The 16,603-nt window shown below is 66.2% G+C and carries 13 protein-coding genes and 1 tRNA gene; 9 read left to right on the forward strand and 5 right to left on the reverse strand.

What is annotated here, in order from left to right; all coding sequences use genetic code 11:
- The first annotated feature begins 26 nt into the window (after positions 1-26).
- Positions 27-1,319 carry a hypothetical protein gene (locus tag KF724_04760; protein MBX3354992.1) on the forward strand — a complete coding sequence of 431 codons (1,293 nt, stop codon included), beginning with the start codon at positions 27-29 and terminating at the stop codon, positions 1,317-1,319.
- A gap of 122 nt (positions 1,320-1,441) precedes the next feature.
- Here KF724_04760 and KF724_04765 read toward each other — a convergent pair.
- A tRNA-Ser gene (locus KF724_04765) sits at positions 1,442-1,528 on the reverse strand.
- Between the two features lie 27 nt (positions 1,529-1,555).
- Complete coding sequence (locus tag KF724_04770; protein ID MBX3354993.1) at positions 1,556-2,197, reverse strand: hypothetical protein; 642 nt, start codon at positions 2,195-2,197, stop codon at positions 1,556-1,558.
- Between KF724_04770 and KF724_04775 the strand changes: the two genes are divergently transcribed.
- The 6 genes from KF724_04775 (at position 2,196) to accC (ending at position 7,729) form a co-directional block, all read left to right on the forward strand.
- Positions 2,196-3,209: an ABC transporter substrate-binding protein gene (locus KF724_04775; GenBank protein MBX3354994.1), complete on the forward strand. Its 1,014-nt coding sequence runs from the start codon at positions 2,196-2,198 to the stop codon at positions 3,207-3,209. The two genes, KF724_04770 and KF724_04775, sit on opposite strands and share 2 nt — an antisense overlap.
- The gene (locus KF724_04780; protein MBX3354995.1) at positions 3,206-4,252 is read left to right on the forward strand and encodes an iron ABC transporter permease; all 1,047 of its coding nucleotides are present in this window, start codon (positions 3,206-3,208) and stop codon (positions 4,250-4,252) included. The genes KF724_04775 and KF724_04780 overlap by 4 nt, the downstream gene beginning before the upstream one ends.
- Positions 4,249-5,025 carry an ABC transporter ATP-binding protein gene (locus KF724_04785; protein ID MBX3354996.1) on the forward strand — a complete coding sequence of 259 codons (777 nt, stop codon included), beginning with the start codon at positions 4,249-4,251 and terminating at the stop codon, positions 5,023-5,025. Before KF724_04780 ends, KF724_04785 begins: the two co-directional genes overlap by 4 nt.
- Before the next feature lie 9 nt (positions 5,026-5,034).
- A complete protein-coding gene (locus KF724_04790) occupies positions 5,035-5,757 on the forward strand; it encodes a hypothetical protein (GenBank protein ID MBX3354997.1) in 723 nt (240 codons plus the stop codon).
- Positions 5,758-5,859: 102 nt separating this feature from the next.
- The gene (accB, locus tag KF724_04795) at positions 5,860-6,330 is read left to right on the forward strand and encodes an acetyl-CoA carboxylase biotin carboxyl carrier protein (protein ID MBX3354998.1); all 471 of its coding nucleotides are present in this window, start codon (positions 5,860-5,862) and stop codon (positions 6,328-6,330) included.
- Between the two features lie 46 nt (positions 6,331-6,376).
- Entirely contained in the window at positions 6,377-7,729 is a 1,353-nt protein-coding gene (gene accC, locus KF724_04800) for an acetyl-CoA carboxylase biotin carboxylase subunit (protein ID MBX3354999.1), read from the forward strand.
- Positions 7,730-7,777: 48 nt separating this feature from the next.
- On the opposite strand, the gene KF724_04805 is transcribed toward accC, so the two are convergent.
- The 3 genes from KF724_04805 to KF724_04815 are packed head-to-tail and all read right to left on the reverse strand — an operon-like array spanning position 7,778 to position 12,447.
- On the reverse strand, positions 7,778-9,475 hold the full coding sequence (locus tag KF724_04805) for a hypothetical protein (GenBank protein ID MBX3355000.1): 1,698 nt from the start codon (positions 9,473-9,475) through the stop codon (positions 7,778-7,780).
- A 37-nt stretch (positions 9,476-9,512) separates the two neighbouring features.
- Positions 9,513-11,258, reverse strand: coding sequence for a Flp pilus assembly complex ATPase component TadA (gene tadA, locus KF724_04810; protein ID MBX3355001.1), 1,746 nt, complete (start codon positions 11,256-11,258; stop codon positions 9,513-9,515).
- A gap of 43 nt (positions 11,259-11,301) precedes the next feature.
- The gene (locus KF724_04815; protein MBX3355002.1) at positions 11,302-12,447 is read right to left on the reverse strand and encodes a PilT/PilU family type 4a pilus ATPase; all 1,146 of its coding nucleotides are present in this window, start codon (positions 12,445-12,447) and stop codon (positions 11,302-11,304) included.
- 95 nt (positions 12,448-12,542) lie between these two features.
- Between KF724_04815 and guaB the strand changes: the two genes are divergently transcribed.
- Positions 12,543-14,042, forward strand: a complete 1,500-nt coding sequence (gene guaB / locus KF724_04820; protein ID MBX3355003.1) for an IMP dehydrogenase — start codon at positions 12,543-12,545, stop codon at positions 14,040-14,042.
- Between the two features lie 418 nt (positions 14,043-14,460).
- Entirely contained in the window at positions 14,461-16,575 is a 2,115-nt protein-coding gene (locus KF724_04825) for a hypothetical protein (GenBank protein MBX3355004.1), read from the forward strand.
- The last annotated feature ends 28 nt before the right edge of the window (positions 16,576-16,603 follow it).

Here is a 16,603-nt window from a genome sequence, read left to right on the forward strand (position 1 = left end):
GTCCCGCGACCTACACTCGAACCATCGTGCGGACCACGCCGACGACTGACTCACCCATGCAGCCCGCCCGTCCTTTGTCGCGTCCCTTCACCGTCGGCGGGATTGCCGCGGCGCCCATCGTGTTGAGTTCACTCTTCTTCGGGGGCTGCGGCAGTGACGCGGTCACGGTCGAGTCGCTCTCCATGCCCCGTCCCGGGTCGGTGTCATCGCTCTCCCACCCCTCCGGAGGGGCGACTGGGACCGCAGCGCCGCCGGTGACGGCACCAGTCACCGCGCCTGGGGCGCGCTCCGGGCCGATCGCGAGTGATCCCGAGGTGACGCCCACCGCCGAGCGAGCGCCAGCGCCGCGGGCCGAAGCGCCCGGCAGCGCGATCATCGAGCCTTGGAACTTCGCGGAGACCCAGGGGCGACTTCATCGCACCGATCACTTCCTGATTCACAGCACTTTGACCGACGGTTCGCTGGAGCGCACGCTCTCACTCTTCTCGGAGCGGGCGCTGGAGCGCTACCGCTCGGAGCTCGGCGCCCTTCCGCCACCTGAGCGACCACTGCAGACCTACATCTTCGGGTCGAGGCCTCAGTGGGAGAGATTTACGCGTGATCGCCTGGGAGCCAATGCGGGGCCATACCTCGCGATGGGCAAGGGCGGGTTCACCACCGAAGGTCATGCGATCCTCTATGACATCGGACGCTTCGACACGCTGACGATTCTCGCGCACGAGGGTTGGCATCAGTACACGCAGACGACCTTCAAGCATCCACTTCCGTTGTGGCTCGAGGAGGGCATCGCCTGCTGGATGGAAGCGGTGAGACCCGGTCGCGGTGAAGGCTCTTCCTCGCCATTCCTCCCGTGGCGGAACTACGAGCGCTTCGGAGAGCTTCGCAACGGCGTCCGCGCCGACATGCTCATTCCGCTCGAGGCGCTCCTCGACCAGAGCCCAGAGCAGTTTCTTCGACAGGGCAAGGATCGATTGCTTCTCTACTACGCGCAGGTCTGGGCGCTCGTCCACTTCCTGAACGAAGGCGAGGACGGTCGCTACGCCGAGGCGCTGCGGCAACTGGTGAGCGATGCGGCGGAAGGCCGCCTCGCCGGGCGCATGGCCAACTCGCAGGCCTTCCCGAATCCCCGGGCGCGCTCGATGCATCTGCACAGCCGCGTGGGCAAGTGGGTGCTCCTTGAGTACTTCAACCCGCGCTTCGCGGAGTTCAAGAGCCAGTATGAGCGCTTCCTTCGCGAAGTGACCTCGCCCAATGCGTCACGCCGCGTCTGGCAGGGGCGCAGTCCGCTGCCCGAGAGTGATGCGCGCAGCGACAGTTGAGCCGACTCATCTTTGAAGGTGAGCGGGGGAGATCGCGGTGGCGCGCCTGCGCCGGCCGAGGCGATCGCAATCGTCGTCATGAATGCCATGGCGGTCACGATCGTGGTGACCACGCGAAGTAACGGTGGGGAGGGGATTCGAACCCCTGAAACCCTGACGGGTTTACCGGTTTTCAAGACCGGTGCGTTCAACCACTCTGCCACCCCACCTTGGGGGACGGAAAGCATACGCGCCGATCAGGAGAGCCGCGACAGCGCCATCCAGCCGAGGATGAGGGCGGAGATGATGAGCAAGCCGCTCATGCCGAGCAGCGCCATCATCCACGCTCGCTGAACCCGCTCATTCCGCTCGCGTACGGCGCCGAGTTCCTGCGAGCGCCGCACGAGCTCGGCCAGCAGGTTGGTTCCCTCACGGTGCGACGCCGTGAGCGACTGCACGGCCTCGGTCAACTGAGCGGTCCCGTCGGCGACGCCGTTGGCCGCCTGAAGATTCAGGTCAAGCTGCTGCTGGATCAAACCAAAGACATCGGTGTGCTGGGAGATCCCGTCCACGATGCGGCCCAGGCTCGCTTCAACCTGCGCATCCCGCTGGCGCGCATGCACGAGGGCCTGGCCGATCATGTCGCCGAAGGACTCCTGTTGCGCGGCCAGGCGAGGTAGCGCCGAGAGGGGCTCGGGAAGTGTCTGAAGGACTCGCAGGACCTCGGTGCGCTCCCGCTCCTGCTCGATCAGGATGGTGCGGAGCGCCTCGGCGGCATCGCCGACCCGCTCGAGTTCCATCGCGGTCCGTTGCATGATCGGCGCAGGATCACTCGGCGTGTCCGCACTCTCGGGTGCGTCTCCGACGATCCACCGTTCCAGCGTCTCGCGCACCGCCATGACCGAAGTGTACGGCGGAGCGAAGGCCGTGGCAGGCCGCACATCCACCGGGTCGCTCCGTACCATGCCCGGCGTGTCGGAGATCCTTCGAGCCCCGCTCGCTGCCTTCCGAAGCCTTCGCCTTGCGCTGCTGGGAGGTGTGGTGGCGATGTCAGCGTGCGAGCGAACTCAGGACTCTTCAGGTGCACCGGATCGCCCGATCGGCGCGGACCACGCCCGAACGAGCGATCAGGGTGAACCACGCACGGCGCCGCTGCGCATCGTCTCGCTTTCGCCGGCGATCACGACCACCATCGAGCACCTTGGTGCCGGGGATCGGATCGTCGGACGGTCGCCATGGTGCCGCACGAGCGGAAGCGCGGCGGTCACATGGGATGGCGCATCCGTGGACGCTGAACGACTGGTGGCGCTCGCGCCCTCACACATCCTCCTCCAGCGCACGGTGGCGGTCGGCCCGCAGGAGGAGATTCGGCGTCTTGCCGCAGGGCGGCCCTGGAAGGTCCACGACTGGCGTCTCGACCGGCTCGATGAGGTTCGCATGATGATCGAAGGTGTCGCGTCGGAACTGGGCCTGGCCGATTCGGATCGGGCCATGGCGCTGCTTGAGCGATTCGATCGCGCCTGCGTGCGCGATGAGGCGATCGCGGCCATGGGGCCGGCGCTTCTCCTCTTCGGTGCCGATCCCCCGATGGCCTTCGGGCCGGGCAGCTATGTCGATGACCTCTGGCTGTCGCTTGGCGGTGAGAATGTCGTCACGCGCGGCGCCTATCCCGAGCTCTCTGTGGAGGAGACCCGCCGCCTTGATCCGAGGTGGGTCGTGGTCATCGGCTCCGAGGCGCTCGCCGCACGAGTCGCAACACTGCCTATCAGGGCGCTTCGCGAAGGGCGAGTGCTGGTGGTCAGTGACCCGGGCCTGCTCGAGCCTGGCGCGGGCGTCATCGATGCGGTCGAGTCGCTGCGCCATGAAGTCTCCCAGCGTGTGTCGACTGCACAGGGGCAGGTGGCGCCATGAGCCGCGAGCCCGAATCCCGGTCGCATGCGGAGCAGGTCCCAGCGCTCCAGCGATGGCGCGGCGTGATTGGAATCTCGACCTTGGTGGCCCTCTTCGTAGGTGTCATCGTCGCGCGAGCACTCATCGGGCGAGGCGCGACGGGGGTCCACTTCGGATGGCCCGAGGAGTGGGACATTCTCAGGCTCCGCGCGACGGCGGCGAGTTCCGCGGCCATCGCCGGCGCGGCGCTCGGGGTCAGCGGCCTGCTTCTTCAGAACCTGCTCAGGAATCCGCTTGCGTCGCCCTTCATCCTCGGACTCTCGGCGGGCGCCGGTCTCGGCATGACGGTCGCCACCTGGCTGGCAACGCTCTCTCCCGCCGCGGCATGGCTGATGGCGGGCGGGGCGCTCCTTCCGGCCACCGCGGGTGCGCTCGCCAGTCTGGCGCTGGTGGTCGCACTCGGGCAGCGGCGGGGCGTGATTGAGCCCCTCACGCTTGTGCTTGCCGGTGTCATCGTCTCCGCGCTTGCATCGGCGCTCGCGCTCCTCATCCAGCATCTCCTGCCCTTTGAAGCGCGCGGGCGCATTGATGCTTGGATGCTCGGCCGAATCCCCGAGGTGTCGCCCGGACTTGTCGCCTGGTGCAGCGGTGGCGTGACCGTGATCGGTGTCTTTCTCGCCGTCCGACTCGGTCGAGCGATGGATGCCGCATCACTCTCCGATGCCGAAGCGATTTCAGTGGGGGTCGATCTTCCCCGGCTGCGCTTGGCGCTTCTGACGGTCGCCGCAGCGCTCGCAGCCGCGGCCACGGCGCTTTGCGGGCCATTGGCATTCGTCGGTCTTGTGGCGCCGCACATGGCGCGCCTGCTCTGCGGGGCGAGACATGGTTCGCTTGTGGTCGGTTCGGCGGTCGCAGGGATCACGCTGCTCGCCGGTGCCGATGTCGTACGCCAGGCCATCGACTTCGGTGCGGGACGCCTGCCGATCGGCGTGGTCACGGCGATCCTCGGTTCGATCGCCTTTCTCTGGCTTCTCCGCCGCTTCCGGCCCGGAGGCGGACCATGAATCTTGTGATCCGCGATCTTCGGGTGCGTCGAGGTCACTTCACGCTCGGACCGCTTTCTGCGGGCGTCGGACCGGGCCGTGTTGTCGCCGTGCTCGGGGGCAATGGCTGCGGCAAGAGCACGCTGCTCGGCGCGATTGCAGGCAGCATCCCCGTCGATCGCGGAGAGCTTCGGCACGATGGCGTCGACCTGCGGCGCCTCCCTCCGATGGCAAGAGCGAAGCGACTGGCGTTTGTACCGCAGCGACCCGGCCTTGACGCCGCGTTCACGGTGAGGGCGTGCGTTGAACTGGGTCGATTTGCGCTTCCTGAGAATCCCCGCCGCGTCAACGAGGCGATCGAACGCTGCGGTCTTGCGTCGCTTGCATGGCGCCGCTGGCACGATCTCTCCGAAGGGCAGCGGCAGCGGGTGGCCATTGCCCGCGCGATGGCGCAGCATGAGCCCGGCGGCCTGCTCCTTCTCGATGAACCCTTCGCAGCCATGGACCCTGCGTCGGCTCGGAGCGCCTTCGAGGTGATCAGGGATGCGGCGAAGGCTGGTGCCTCGGTCTTGCTCGCGACCCACGACCTGGTCCTTGCGGCGGCGACCGACGAGGTCTGGCTCGTCCGCGATGGAGCACTCGTGGCCGCGGGCGAAACGGAGCGGGTGCTCGTTCCCGATGTGCTGGAAACGGTCTATGGCGTGCGCTTCACGATGGTCGAAGGAGTTGCGCCGCGACCTGCACCGCTTCCCAAGTGGCTGCCCGGGACCACGCCGAACGCTCCGTCGGCGTAGACTCCGCCCATGGGCCGCTACTGGTGGATCATCGTTCTGATCGTGGTGGGGTTGAACATGATCCTGCGCGCCGTGGCCAAGAAGGCGGAGCGACTCGCTCGCGAGGAGGCGATGCGCCGCAAGCTCGAGGCCGGAGCGAGGGAGGATGTCGAGAGGAGAGCTGAGGCCGAGGCGCGTGTGCGTGCGGCGCGCGCCGCTTCATCACAGCCGCTGCCGGTCGATCGTTCTTCGTCATCGCGACCGACCATTGCCTCGACCACCGCGAAACCGCGACGACCGTCAGCAGGCGCCTCGGTGCCTGCCGGTCGACCACTGCCCGTGCCGCCGAGTCGGACCTCCGCTCGTCCCGCGGCGCCTGCGCCAGCGCGCACCCCTGCGGGCCGAGTTCAGCCGACTCCGCCCGCGAGGCCGCAGCCCGGCGCTGCGGCGCGACCGCCCTCGGTGGCGCCATCATCGATCGGGCGTTCACCTGCCGGACCTCCGGCACCTCCCAAGGTGCCGACGGCCACCGTCCTTCGCGGGAACGCGGCCGATCCGCTCAGCACGATCGCCGCCGGTTCATTGCTCCAATCGAAGAAGGGGCAGCCCGCTCCTCGAAAGGTGAATCCCCTGCAAGCCTCGGTCGCCCGCGCCGTTGCCAGTCCACGAGACCTGCGCCTCGCCCTGGTTCTCAGCGAGGTCCTCGGACGACCTGTGGCGGATCGTGGCACGATGCCGCGGTTTCCCGCCTGATCCCCCAAAGTTGGCGGCGGTTCGCTACCATTCGCTCCTACACGACGGGGAGGGAGTGTTCGCCTGTGAGGCGACGGCTCCATCCGCAAGGATGCCCAATCCATGATTGACACACGCAAGCTGAAGGAACTCGTGAGACTGATGGTCGAGAACGACCTCGTCGAGATCGATCTTCGCGATGAACAGGAGCAGGTGACGCTCAAGCGCCCGACGGCGATGGCGATGCCGGTGGTGTCCCACCAGCCAATGGCCATGGCGCCGGTCGCGCCGCCACCACCCCCGTCGGCGGGCGCCGCTGCCCCTGCGGCACCTGCGTCGGACCCGAATGCGGGTCTTGTCCCGATTGAGAGTCCGATGGTGGGGACCTTCTATCAGGCTCCTGGGCCCGACAAGCCGCCCTTCGTGGCCGTCGGAGCATCGATCGGACCGGAGAGTGTCGTCTGTCTCGTCGAGGCGATGAAGATCTTCAACGAGATCAAGGCGGGAGTCTCCGGCACCGTGGAGCGAATCCTTGTGCGCAGCGGTGACGCGGTGGAGTTCGGTCAACCGCTCTTCATGGTCCGCCCCGGTTGAGTTCGCCGAGACGCTTCGGCGCCTCGCCCTTGGGAGTTCCGATCAGATGTTCAAGCGCATCCTCATCGCCAATCGAGGCGAGATCGCTCTTCGGATCATTCGAGCCGCCCGCGAGCTGGGCATCGAGACGGCTTGCGTGTACTCGACCGCCGACCGCGACGGTCCGTGGCTTGAGCAGGCGGATCGGCGCATCTGCATCGGTCCGCCCGCCGCCAAGGACAGCTATCTGCGCATCGACCGCATCATCGCGGCGGCGGAGATCACGGGCGCCGATGCGATTCACCCCGGCTACGGCTTTCTCTCCGAGAACGCCCACTTCGCCGAGGTCTGCCGCGATTGCAACATCGCCTTCATCGGTCCGAGCCCCGAGGCGATGTCCCAACTCGGTGACAAGGTCAACTGCAAGCGACTGGCCAAGCGCACCGGAACGCCCGTCTTTCCCGGGACCGACGGTGCCATCGAGGATCTCGAGGAAGCGGTGGCCGTGGCCCATGAGATCGGCTTCCCCGTCATCGTGAAGGCGTCGGCGGGAGGCGGCGGTCGAGGCATGCGCATCGCCCGAGACGAAGCACAGCTTCGCGAGGGCATCGAAAGTGCGCAGCGCGAGGCCGCGGCCGCCTTCGGCAATGGCGCCGTCTATGTCGAGAAGTTCCTTGAGCATGCCAGGCACTTCGAGGTGCAGGTCATCGGAGATCAGCATGGCAACGCCGTGCATCTCTTCGAGCGCGACTGCTCGAGCCAACGGCGCCACCAGAAGTTGATCGAAGAGGCGCCGGCACCAGGAGTCGATCCGGAGCGACGGCGTCGTGTGTGTGAGAGCGCCGCGGCGCTGATCCGCGCGGCGAAGTACTCGGGGGCGGCAACCTGCGAGTTCCTGATGGATGGCGAGCAGAACTTCTACATGCTCGAAGTGAACACGCGTGTTCAGGTGGAACACCCGGTGACGGAGATGATCACGGGCGTCGACATCGTGAAGACGATGATCCGCGTCTCGGCGGGTGAACCGCTCCCGTTCACTCAGGATCAGGTCGCTCTTCGAGGCCATGCCATCGAGTGCCGCATCAATGCCGAAGATCCCGATCGCGGGTTCATGCCGCAGGCGGGTCTCATCGAGCGCTTCTCCGCCCCGGGTGGACCGGGCGTTCGACTCGACACCCACGCCCGTGCGGGGTATCGCATTCCGCCGAACTATGACTCGATGATCGGAAAGCTCATCGTGCACGCCGCCGATCGCGATGCGGCCATTCGACGCATGAAGGGCGCCCTGCGCGAGTTCTCCATCGGTCCGATGCGAACCACCATTCCGCTGCACCTGCGGCTCATGGACCACCCCGAGTTCGTCGGGGCGACATTCGACATTCACTATGTCGAGCGCTGGCTGCGAGCGCAGGGTGCCTGAGCCGCACGCCCGATCGGGACAGCGACAAGCCCCGCCGAACCGCCGCGATCACCTCCGCGGCACGGTCCAGTCGGCGATCGCCGCCACGGCGGCATCGGTGACAGGCCGTGAGGGATCGCGGAAGATCACGCCACGCACGCGGACACCTTCGGGCAGGCGATAGAGCAGATTGAGCCGATCTTCGTCGCCGGCATTGGGGAGATCGCGGAGCGTCCATCGACCGCCCGGTGGCGTATCGAGATAGACACGAATGGTGCTGCCACCGGTTCGCTCCCAGATGTAGCCGAAGGGCTGATAGGTCTCGCCGTTGCTGTCAACGATCTCCACCATCGCCGCCTCACCGGCATTGCGCCGCAGCGCGCGCACGCGATCCATGTTGTAGAGGTCGACCGGCGAGAGGTTCTTCGAGGCATTCAGGCGGACAATGCGCGTGCCTCGCGGCTCGAGGATCCCGTTCACGCGCAAGTCGCGGTTTCCAGTGACATTCGCACCTCGCACGAAGTCGCCGGCACCAGAGACCAGCCAACGATTGTCATTCACCACCAGCGAGCCGGGGAGCGTGTTGATGCTGCTCGACGCGGGATCAATGGTGTTGTTCGCCGAGATGTGCTGTGAGCCGAGGGCCGGGGCGCCTTCGGTCTCGCGCAGAAGCCGATCGAGCGCAATGGCCATTTCGCTGCGAGCGGCCACGGTGCGATCGAGGAGCGCCGCGAGTGTTCCCACCGTCGGTTCGCGGGTCAACTCTGGAAGGCGGAGTCGAAGACCCTTCACCTGGACGAATGCGGGCGATTGGCCGCGAAGGGGACCCTTCGGGAAGGCCAGGAAGAAGGTGGCGCTCTGCGCACCAGAGGGGCTGCTCGCGAAGTAGGTGACATCACTGAAGGTGAATGGTGCGAATGCCGGGTCCGTTGCGGTGAGGCGCTGGCCGAACTCCCTCGGGTGGCTCACGCCTGGACTGTCGTCATCGCTGCCCACCAGTCGAGCCTGCGAGGCGGAGAGGGTGAACATGGCACCTGGATCAAACGCGGGTTGCTCGACATCGAGCCGCACGACATAGAGGCCCTCGCCAGCCGTCGGGAGTTCGAAGAAGTCGGCGACGCGAATCGAGCCGCGGGGCGCGGAAATCTTGCCCTTGCCTTCGTCGAGGCTGTCGCGCATACCGCTGCCGGCAAGTTCGGAGAAGCGCGGCATGGCGCTTGCCAGCGTCGCGCTTCCGCCTACCGGGGAGAAGACGGTTCGGCTCAGGTGGCCGAACGCGAACTCCGTTGCCTCGAGCACCATCGCGGGGGGCATGTTGCCCTGGAGCTGCGATGGCTGCCCGCTCGACTCCTGCGAGCGCCGGAAGCCACCGTAGCCGAGGATCTCGGTGCTCGCCTGCACGAAGCCCCATCCGGTCAGCACGATGCCGACGCTCAGGACGCCGGCGCCCAGCCCGAAGATCGCACCGAAGACCGTGTTGACCGCGGCGTTCGGACGGACTTCCTTGGGGACCAGCTTGTCGGCGGCCAGTCGCAGGATGAAGAGTACGACGACGAAGATGCCCACCAGCGTGACGCCCCACGCGTACTCGTCGAAGCGCACGCCGCGCAGGAAGAAGGTCACGGTGACCCACTCCCAGAGGGAGAAGGCGATGGTGCCGGCCACCAGCACGCAGAGGAAGTGAAGCAATGCACTCGTGGCACCCTGGTTCGCCCACCAATAGGCGATGAGGCCAACGATCGCGACAACGAGAATGGAGAGCATCATGGGCGGACTCCTCTGATGAACTTCATCGGCGGCGCGCTCAGGATGCCGCTGCCGCGGCACCACTGGCGGGTGGCGCGCTTCCGGGTGAACTTGGACGAGCGGAGGCTCCACCCGCGACGCTTGGCTGAGCGAAGACGCGCTGGTACTCCTCGATGCTCGTCACGCCTTCGCGCACTCGCTGAAGCGCTGCCTCCTGCAGAGCCGGGGCCCGCAACTTGCGGCGAGCCGTCGTGTACGCCCCCTTGGCATCATTGGCCGCCAGCATGCCTCGCGTCTCGTCATCGAAGCCAATGACCTCGTGGACGCCGATCTGCCCGAGGAAGCCGCTGCCCTTGCACACGGGGCACTCTTCCACGCGGTTCTTGATCTGCACCTTGCCGCTGGCGGCCATGACCTGCGGGGTGGTGCCGGCCGGAGTGCCGATGCGCTTGATGATGTCCGCCGCCCGCGGATGCGGCTGGCGGCAGTACTCGCAGAGCTTGCGCATCAGTCGCTGCACGATGATGGCCTTGAGATTCTTCGAGCCTGCTTCGAGGTCGCCGACGGCCCGGAACCACTCCCTGAGGACGGCCGCGAGTTCCTGGCCGGGGGGGGTGTTCACGCCGAGGCCCACATAGAAGAGCGCATCGCTTGCCGCGTTCGCCACAAGCGGACCGACGCGCGCCTCCGCACCGTCGCTCACCAGAACGATGTCCGGGCCGCGCCGCACGATCGACTGGAGGTGGTTCGCATAGTCGACGGCTGGGTTCGCGGGGTTCCACACCTGCTGATCGACGCCGTCGACGCGCAGCTCGACGGTCTTCTCGATGCTCTTCACGCTGCAGGTGAAGGCGTCATGGCGGCCGATGAGGCTGTAGAGAAGCGTGGTCAGACCCTGTCCCGGCGCGGCGGAAACCAGCACCACGCCACGCCGCTGGCTGATTTCGGTGAGCGGGGCGAGGATGTCCACCTGTGTGGGAAGCAGGCCGATCGAGTCGAAGGGCTTCGAAAGCTGTCGCTCCCGCTCGAAGTCGATGCGAAGAGTCTGGCCCGATGAACCGCCGGCGACCACAAGCGACGAACGGATCATCGTGTCGCCGGAGACGACGAAGAAGTCAGCCGCCTGCTTCTTGCGGCGCTCGTTGACATCGAGTCCCGCGGCTGCCTTGAGATAGTCGATCGAGGCCGTCGCGAGGTCGGGCGGCATCGCGTCCCGCTTGTAGCGCATGCCATCGACGAACTGGATCGGGATGAACCCCTGCGGTGTCGGGGCGAGCTCAAGGCGCGTCGCCCGCCCCTGGAGCGCCGGATCAATGAGCAGTTCAACCGCCGAATGCACGGCATACAGGGGATCGGTCTTGGTGGGAACGGGCTTCTCCCGCTTGCTTGAGTCAAGGAAACGCAGACGAGCCGCCTTGAGCGCCGCGGCCTCCTTGCGAGCCTGCATCGACTCGCCGATCTTCAGCGCACCGAAGGTCCATCGCTCCTGCTCGATCACCCGCGGGTTGCGGATCTGCACATAGATCACGACCGGCGCCGCGAGGATGATCAGCGCGATCGGCATTCCAATCCAGAAGATGGGAATGGCGAGCAGCACCGCCAGTGCCAGCACTGGCGCGACGACGAAGATGAGCGACCACCGCGCCGGCTCAATCTGGTTGCGTCGGCAATCCCGTCCGAGGTGACTGCCGGTGACCCAGGCGTAGGCGATGAAGGGAATGAAGGCGAGCAGGGGCTTCACCACGCTCAAGAGGAGCGTCGGCTCAACCTCGGCGCCGGAGGTGGTCTGGGCAATGATGGACAACTCGAGTTCTCCGAAGCGGAGGGTTACGGCGCCGCCGGCGCCATCAGGAGATTCCCTTGAGCCGCATCTTCAGCTCCTCGGGCTTGGGCGTGGCTTCCAGCGCCACCTTCTGATGAATGTATTCCTGTTCCACCAGGCGCACAAGGGCGGTGGTGAAGTCGACCATGCCTTCCTCGTGGCTGTTCTTGATGATGTCGAGCAGCTCGCCCTCGCGCGCATCGAGGATGTACTTCTGCACCGGCGGCGTGCTGATGAGAATCTCGAGCGCCGGGATTCGGGCGATCTCCGGCCGCAGGGTCGGTAGGAGCTTCTGGTAGATGATCGCCCGGAGGTTGTAGGCGAGGAGCTTGCGGATCTGGTCGCGCTCCGCCTCGGGGAAGAGGTCGTAGATTCGGCCGAAGGTCTGCCATGCGGAGCTGGCGTGAATGGTCCCGAAGACGAGGTGGCCCGTTTCCGCGGCGCGAATGGCGGCTTCGAAGGTCTCGTAGTCGCGCATTTCGCCGACGAGCACGACATCCGGGTTCTCTCGCACCAGCGCGCGGAGGGCGTCATTGAAGTTGGTGCAGTCGATGCCGACTTCGCGCTGATTGATGGTTGCCTTGTCGTCGCGGAAGATGTACTCGATCGGATCTTCGATGGTGACGATGTGCACCTTCTTGCGCTCGTTCACATACTGGAGCATCGCGGCGATCGAGGTGCTCTTGCCGGAGCCGGTGACGCCTGAGAAGAGGATCAGCCCCTGCGCGCTCATGGCGATGTCGCCGAGGCTCGCGGGCAGGAAGAGCTCCTCGAACTTCTTGATGTTGCTCGTGATGAGTCGGGCGGCAACCGCGGGCTTGCCGCGCGCCATGAAGAGATTCACGCGGAAGCGGTTGCGGTCGTCGTAGTCATAGGCGAGGTCGACTGAGCCCTTGTGGCGGAACATGTCGAGCTGACCCTCGTCGAGCATGTCCTTGGCCACCTGGAACATGAGATCGCGCGTGACGACCTCGGTCTCCAGATCCTTCAGGACGCCGCGGTGACGGATTCGAGGCCTGAGGTCGGCCTTCACGATGAGGTCGCTGGCGCCGAACTTGATGGCCGCGGCCAGCCAGGTGTGCCACGCCTTCTTGCCGTCGCCCGGGTGAAGTCCGCGGTCGACATTGATGGGACTGGCGAGCGTGACGGTTCGATCGGTATGTGAAGCCAAGGCAGGAGAACTCCGTGGGGCGTCGGTCCGTTCCGGCGGACGCGAGGGATTGGAAAGGGTAGCAGCAAGGGGGGGGCCACTGGTAGGCTTTCGCGATGGACCCCCGAGACTCGAAGATCGTTGCCGACGGCATCACCTTCGACGATGTCCTGCTGCTTCCGAGGTACAGCGAAGTCACCCCGGACCGGGCCGACACGCTGACGGTGTTCACGCGGTCGATCCCACTTCGGATCCCGCTTGTCTCGGCGCCGATGGACACCGTGACCGAATCGGCGCTCGCCATCGCCCTGGCGCAGGAAGGTGGCCTCGGGGTGATTCATCGCAACATGCCGCCGGAACGGCAGGCCCGCGAGGTCGCCAAGGTGAAGCGGTGCGAGAACGGCGTCATCACGGACCCGATCACGCTGGCGCCGACGGACACCGTGGCGCGCGCGGTGCAGCTCATGGCGGAGCAGAATGTCTCCGGCTTCCCGGTCACCCAGGATGGTTCGAGTCACGGAACGCTCGTCGGGATTCTCACCCGGCGCGACATGAAGTTCCTGCACGACGCGCGCGCCGATGTGAAGGTCGGCGATGTGATGACTCGAGAGAAGCTGGTCACCGCCGGGCCGGAGACGACGCCGGTCGACGCCGAGACCATTCTCAGCCGAGCGCGGGTCGAGAAGCTGCTGCTCGTCGATGGCGCAGGTCGCCTTCGCGGCATGATCACCATGCGCGACTGCGAGAACTTCACCAAGCACCCGAACGCCTGTCGTGACGCCCGGGGCCGACTCCGGGTCGGCGCCGCGTGCGGAGTCATGCAACTTGATCGCGTGGAGCGGCTGGTCGACGCCGAGGCCGATGTGCTCATCGTCGACACGGCCCATGGCCACAGCCGCAATGTGCTCGCGACCGTGGCGGAGATCAAGAAGCGGCATCGCATCGAGGTGGTCGCGGGCAATGTCGCGACGGTCGAGGGTGCGAAGGCGCTCATTGACGCGGGTGCTGACGCGATCAAGGTCGGCATCGGTCCCGGTTCGATCTGCACCACGCGCGTGGTGACTGGCGTCGGTGTTCCCCAGATCACGGCCATCATGAATGCCGTCGAGGCGGCGCAGGCGAGCGGAACTCCGGTCATCGCCGATGGCGGGATTCGAATGTCGGGAGATATCGCGAAGGCGATCGCGGCAGGGGCGCACGCGGTGATGCTCGGAGGGCTCTTCGCAGGGCTTGATGAGAGCCCCGGAGAACTGGTGCTGCATCGTGGCCGTCGTTTCAAGAGCTATCGCGGCATGGGGAGTGAGGGCGCGATGGCGCAGGGCTCTGCCGATCGATACGGCCAGGCGGTCAGCGCGGGTCCGAGCAAGTTCGTGCCCGAGGGTGTGGAAGGTCGCGTGCCCTATCGCGGACCGCTCTCGGAGTTCGTCTACCAGATGGTCGGTGGCCTTCGGGCGGCGATGGGGTATTGCGGCTGTGCGACGCTCGAAGAGCTCAGGCGACACGGTCGCTTCATTCGAGTGTCGGCGGCGAGCGTGATCGAGAGTCATCCGCACGACATCCAGATCACCAAGGAAAGTCCGAACTACACCATGGCGGCGACGAGCGGCTCGGAGTAGCGGTCGGGCAGGGCGTCGCGTGCAGATTGAAGCGCTCCGCGGCAGTCGTGGAGCGCTTGATTCAAGGTGAGCGGTTGCAGGCGCATGGCCAAGGCCGGGAGTGGCGTCGGTTGACGCCGCCTGCAATCGGGACGCCAATCCGGGAGAAAGTTATCGTTCGCCATTCAACAGTCGCCTGTCGCAACTTGACTTCACTGCGCTGGAGATCTCGTTCAGCTCGCCGGCAGACTGCCTTCTCAGGCCGTGCTCCGACGCCGCCTGGATCCAGCCGACCCCGTGATTTTTCTGGTCTGCACGATGCTGGGCCCTTGACATGACCTCCCCCTCGCGGGCATTCTGGCCCTCTGTAGACCGGCTCGACTTTGTCAGGCCGCAGTGATCTGCGGCAGGCCGGCTGCGTGCGAGGGGAGCGATTCGGATGCAGGGTTGTGCGCTCGTGCTGGCCGGGAGTGCCGCTGCGCTCTCCTTTTGGCCCACGATCGCGCCTGGCTCGCCGCAGGCCGCTGGGCCGCCGAGCGAATGCGCCTCGTGCATCCAGCGAGCACCGGCCGTCAGTGGTTTCACCGGACCGAGTCTGCTGGTCACCGACCGGGGTGATTCGTCGACGGCCTTTGTGCTGCATCTCTTCGATGTCACCGGCTTCGGCTCCGTACCGCCCGGACTCTGGAGCCCGCCGCGCTATGAGCACCCCTCGTGGACGCAGGTGAACCTCGGCTCGGTGTTCGGTGTGACGAGCGACGAAGCGGGCCATGTGTACCTCGCGCATGGAAGCTTCATGTTGGGGGCAACGGCGGGCACCGTCGGGGGAGGCAGTGGAGCGGTGATCCGGATCTCAACCGCGACCGGCTCTCCCACGCTGCTTGCGACGCTGCCTCAGTCGAGCTTTGCGACGGGACCCGGACTCGGCAACATCGCATGGAGTTGCTCGACGCAAAGCCTCTTCGTGAGCAACTTCGAGGATGGGCGGATCTACCGGATCGATCCCGCGCTGCCACCTGCATTGCGCGTGCGCAGCGCATGGGACTTCGCGACTGATGTGCTTTCTTCAGGCGGCGCGCCAGAGGCTGGCGACGCGCCGGGTGTCGTCCCGCGCGGGGAGCGTGTCTGGGCCGTGGCCCCGGCGGGTGGTCGTCTCTTCTTCTCGGTGTGGAGCCGCGATGCGGCGCATCCCTCGGATCCGCCCAACTCGATCTGGTCCGTTGACCTCGACGCCAATGGCGATCCCTTGCCCGGCACGAAGGCGCTCGAGGTGCTGCTTGATGGTCCCGGCTTCCTGCCGTCGCCCGTGTCCGATCTCGCCTTCACCGCCGACTGCGAGCTCTTTGCCGTGCAGCGCCCGATGTTCGATCTCGTCACCGGCGCGCACTTCGGCGAGCTGATGAAGTTTCGTTGGGATCCGATGATCGGCGGCGGTTCTTGGCAGCGCGAAGGTGCCTTCGAGGTCGGCGCCCTCGGTGGAGTTGCCTTCGGCAAGTCCACAGCGGGCGGCGTCGCCGTCGATCCATCACCCGACGGCTTGGTCTGGGCCACGGGTGACTTCCTTCTCCTTGCGCCGCCGACCTACGGCGTCCAGGGATTGCCGCAGTCGGGAGGCGGGCTCGCCAACTCACTGATGATCGACGCGGACGGCGACTCGGGCTCGATCGGCGATGGTGACAAGCTTCAGCAGGGCTCGGTGTCGTTCGCGAAGGGCACGGTTCCCGGCTGTGAGATTGAGCTCGAGCGCGTCGAGTGTGTGCTCGGGCCCGATGGACTTCCCACCGGGCAGTTCGCGATCACGCTGAGCGTCATCAACAACTCGGGGAAGGCCGTCACCTCGCTCCTGCTTCGCACTCTGGGGCAGGTGGTCTCTCTCAATCCACCTCTGCCGAGCGGCTCATCGACATCGGTCACGGTCGTGGTCAGTGGAAATGGTGGCGATCTGATCTCGCTGCTGGTTGGTTTCTACGGCGGCGGCGCCCATTGCTGCAGCGCGTCGATCACGGTCGAACTGCCCATCTGCGAGTGCATGCTGATCCGCGATGTCGAGGTCGAGTGCATCGATGACGGCAATCCCAACACCTTCACCTATGCGGTGTCATTCAAGCTCAGGAACATCGCGCTCAATCCATCATTCACGGCCTCGTGGCTCTTCCTGACTCCGCCGCCGGGGTCCGACTGGTTCTTCCTGCCGACGGTGGTCTCGGTGTTGCCGCTTCCGCCCGGCGCGGAGACGACGATCCAGACCACGCTCATCTTCACCTCACCGCCGATGCCGGGACCTCCGGGACTCTGGTCCATCACCGTCCCGCTGAGCCTGCATCAATCGAATCTCGCCATCTGCTGCAGTGGGGAGGTCGCGCTGGAAGGCCCCCTGAACTGCGGCCCGCCATGTTCGCCTGATCTCAACGGCGATGGCGTGGTGAATGGCGCTGATCTCGCCATCCTGCTGGGCCTCTGGGGGCCGGCAGGTGCTGGCACCTGTGCTGACCTCAACGGCGACGGCATTGTTGACGGCGCCGATCTTGCCATCCTGCTCGGAGCGTGGAGCTGAGCATGACGACAGGCCTTTTTGTGCTGGT

It is taken from the genome of Phycisphaeraceae bacterium, assembly GCA_019636735.1.
In the GTDB taxonomy this organism is placed as follows: domain Bacteria; phylum Planctomycetota; class Phycisphaerae; order Phycisphaerales; family SM1A02; genus VGXK01.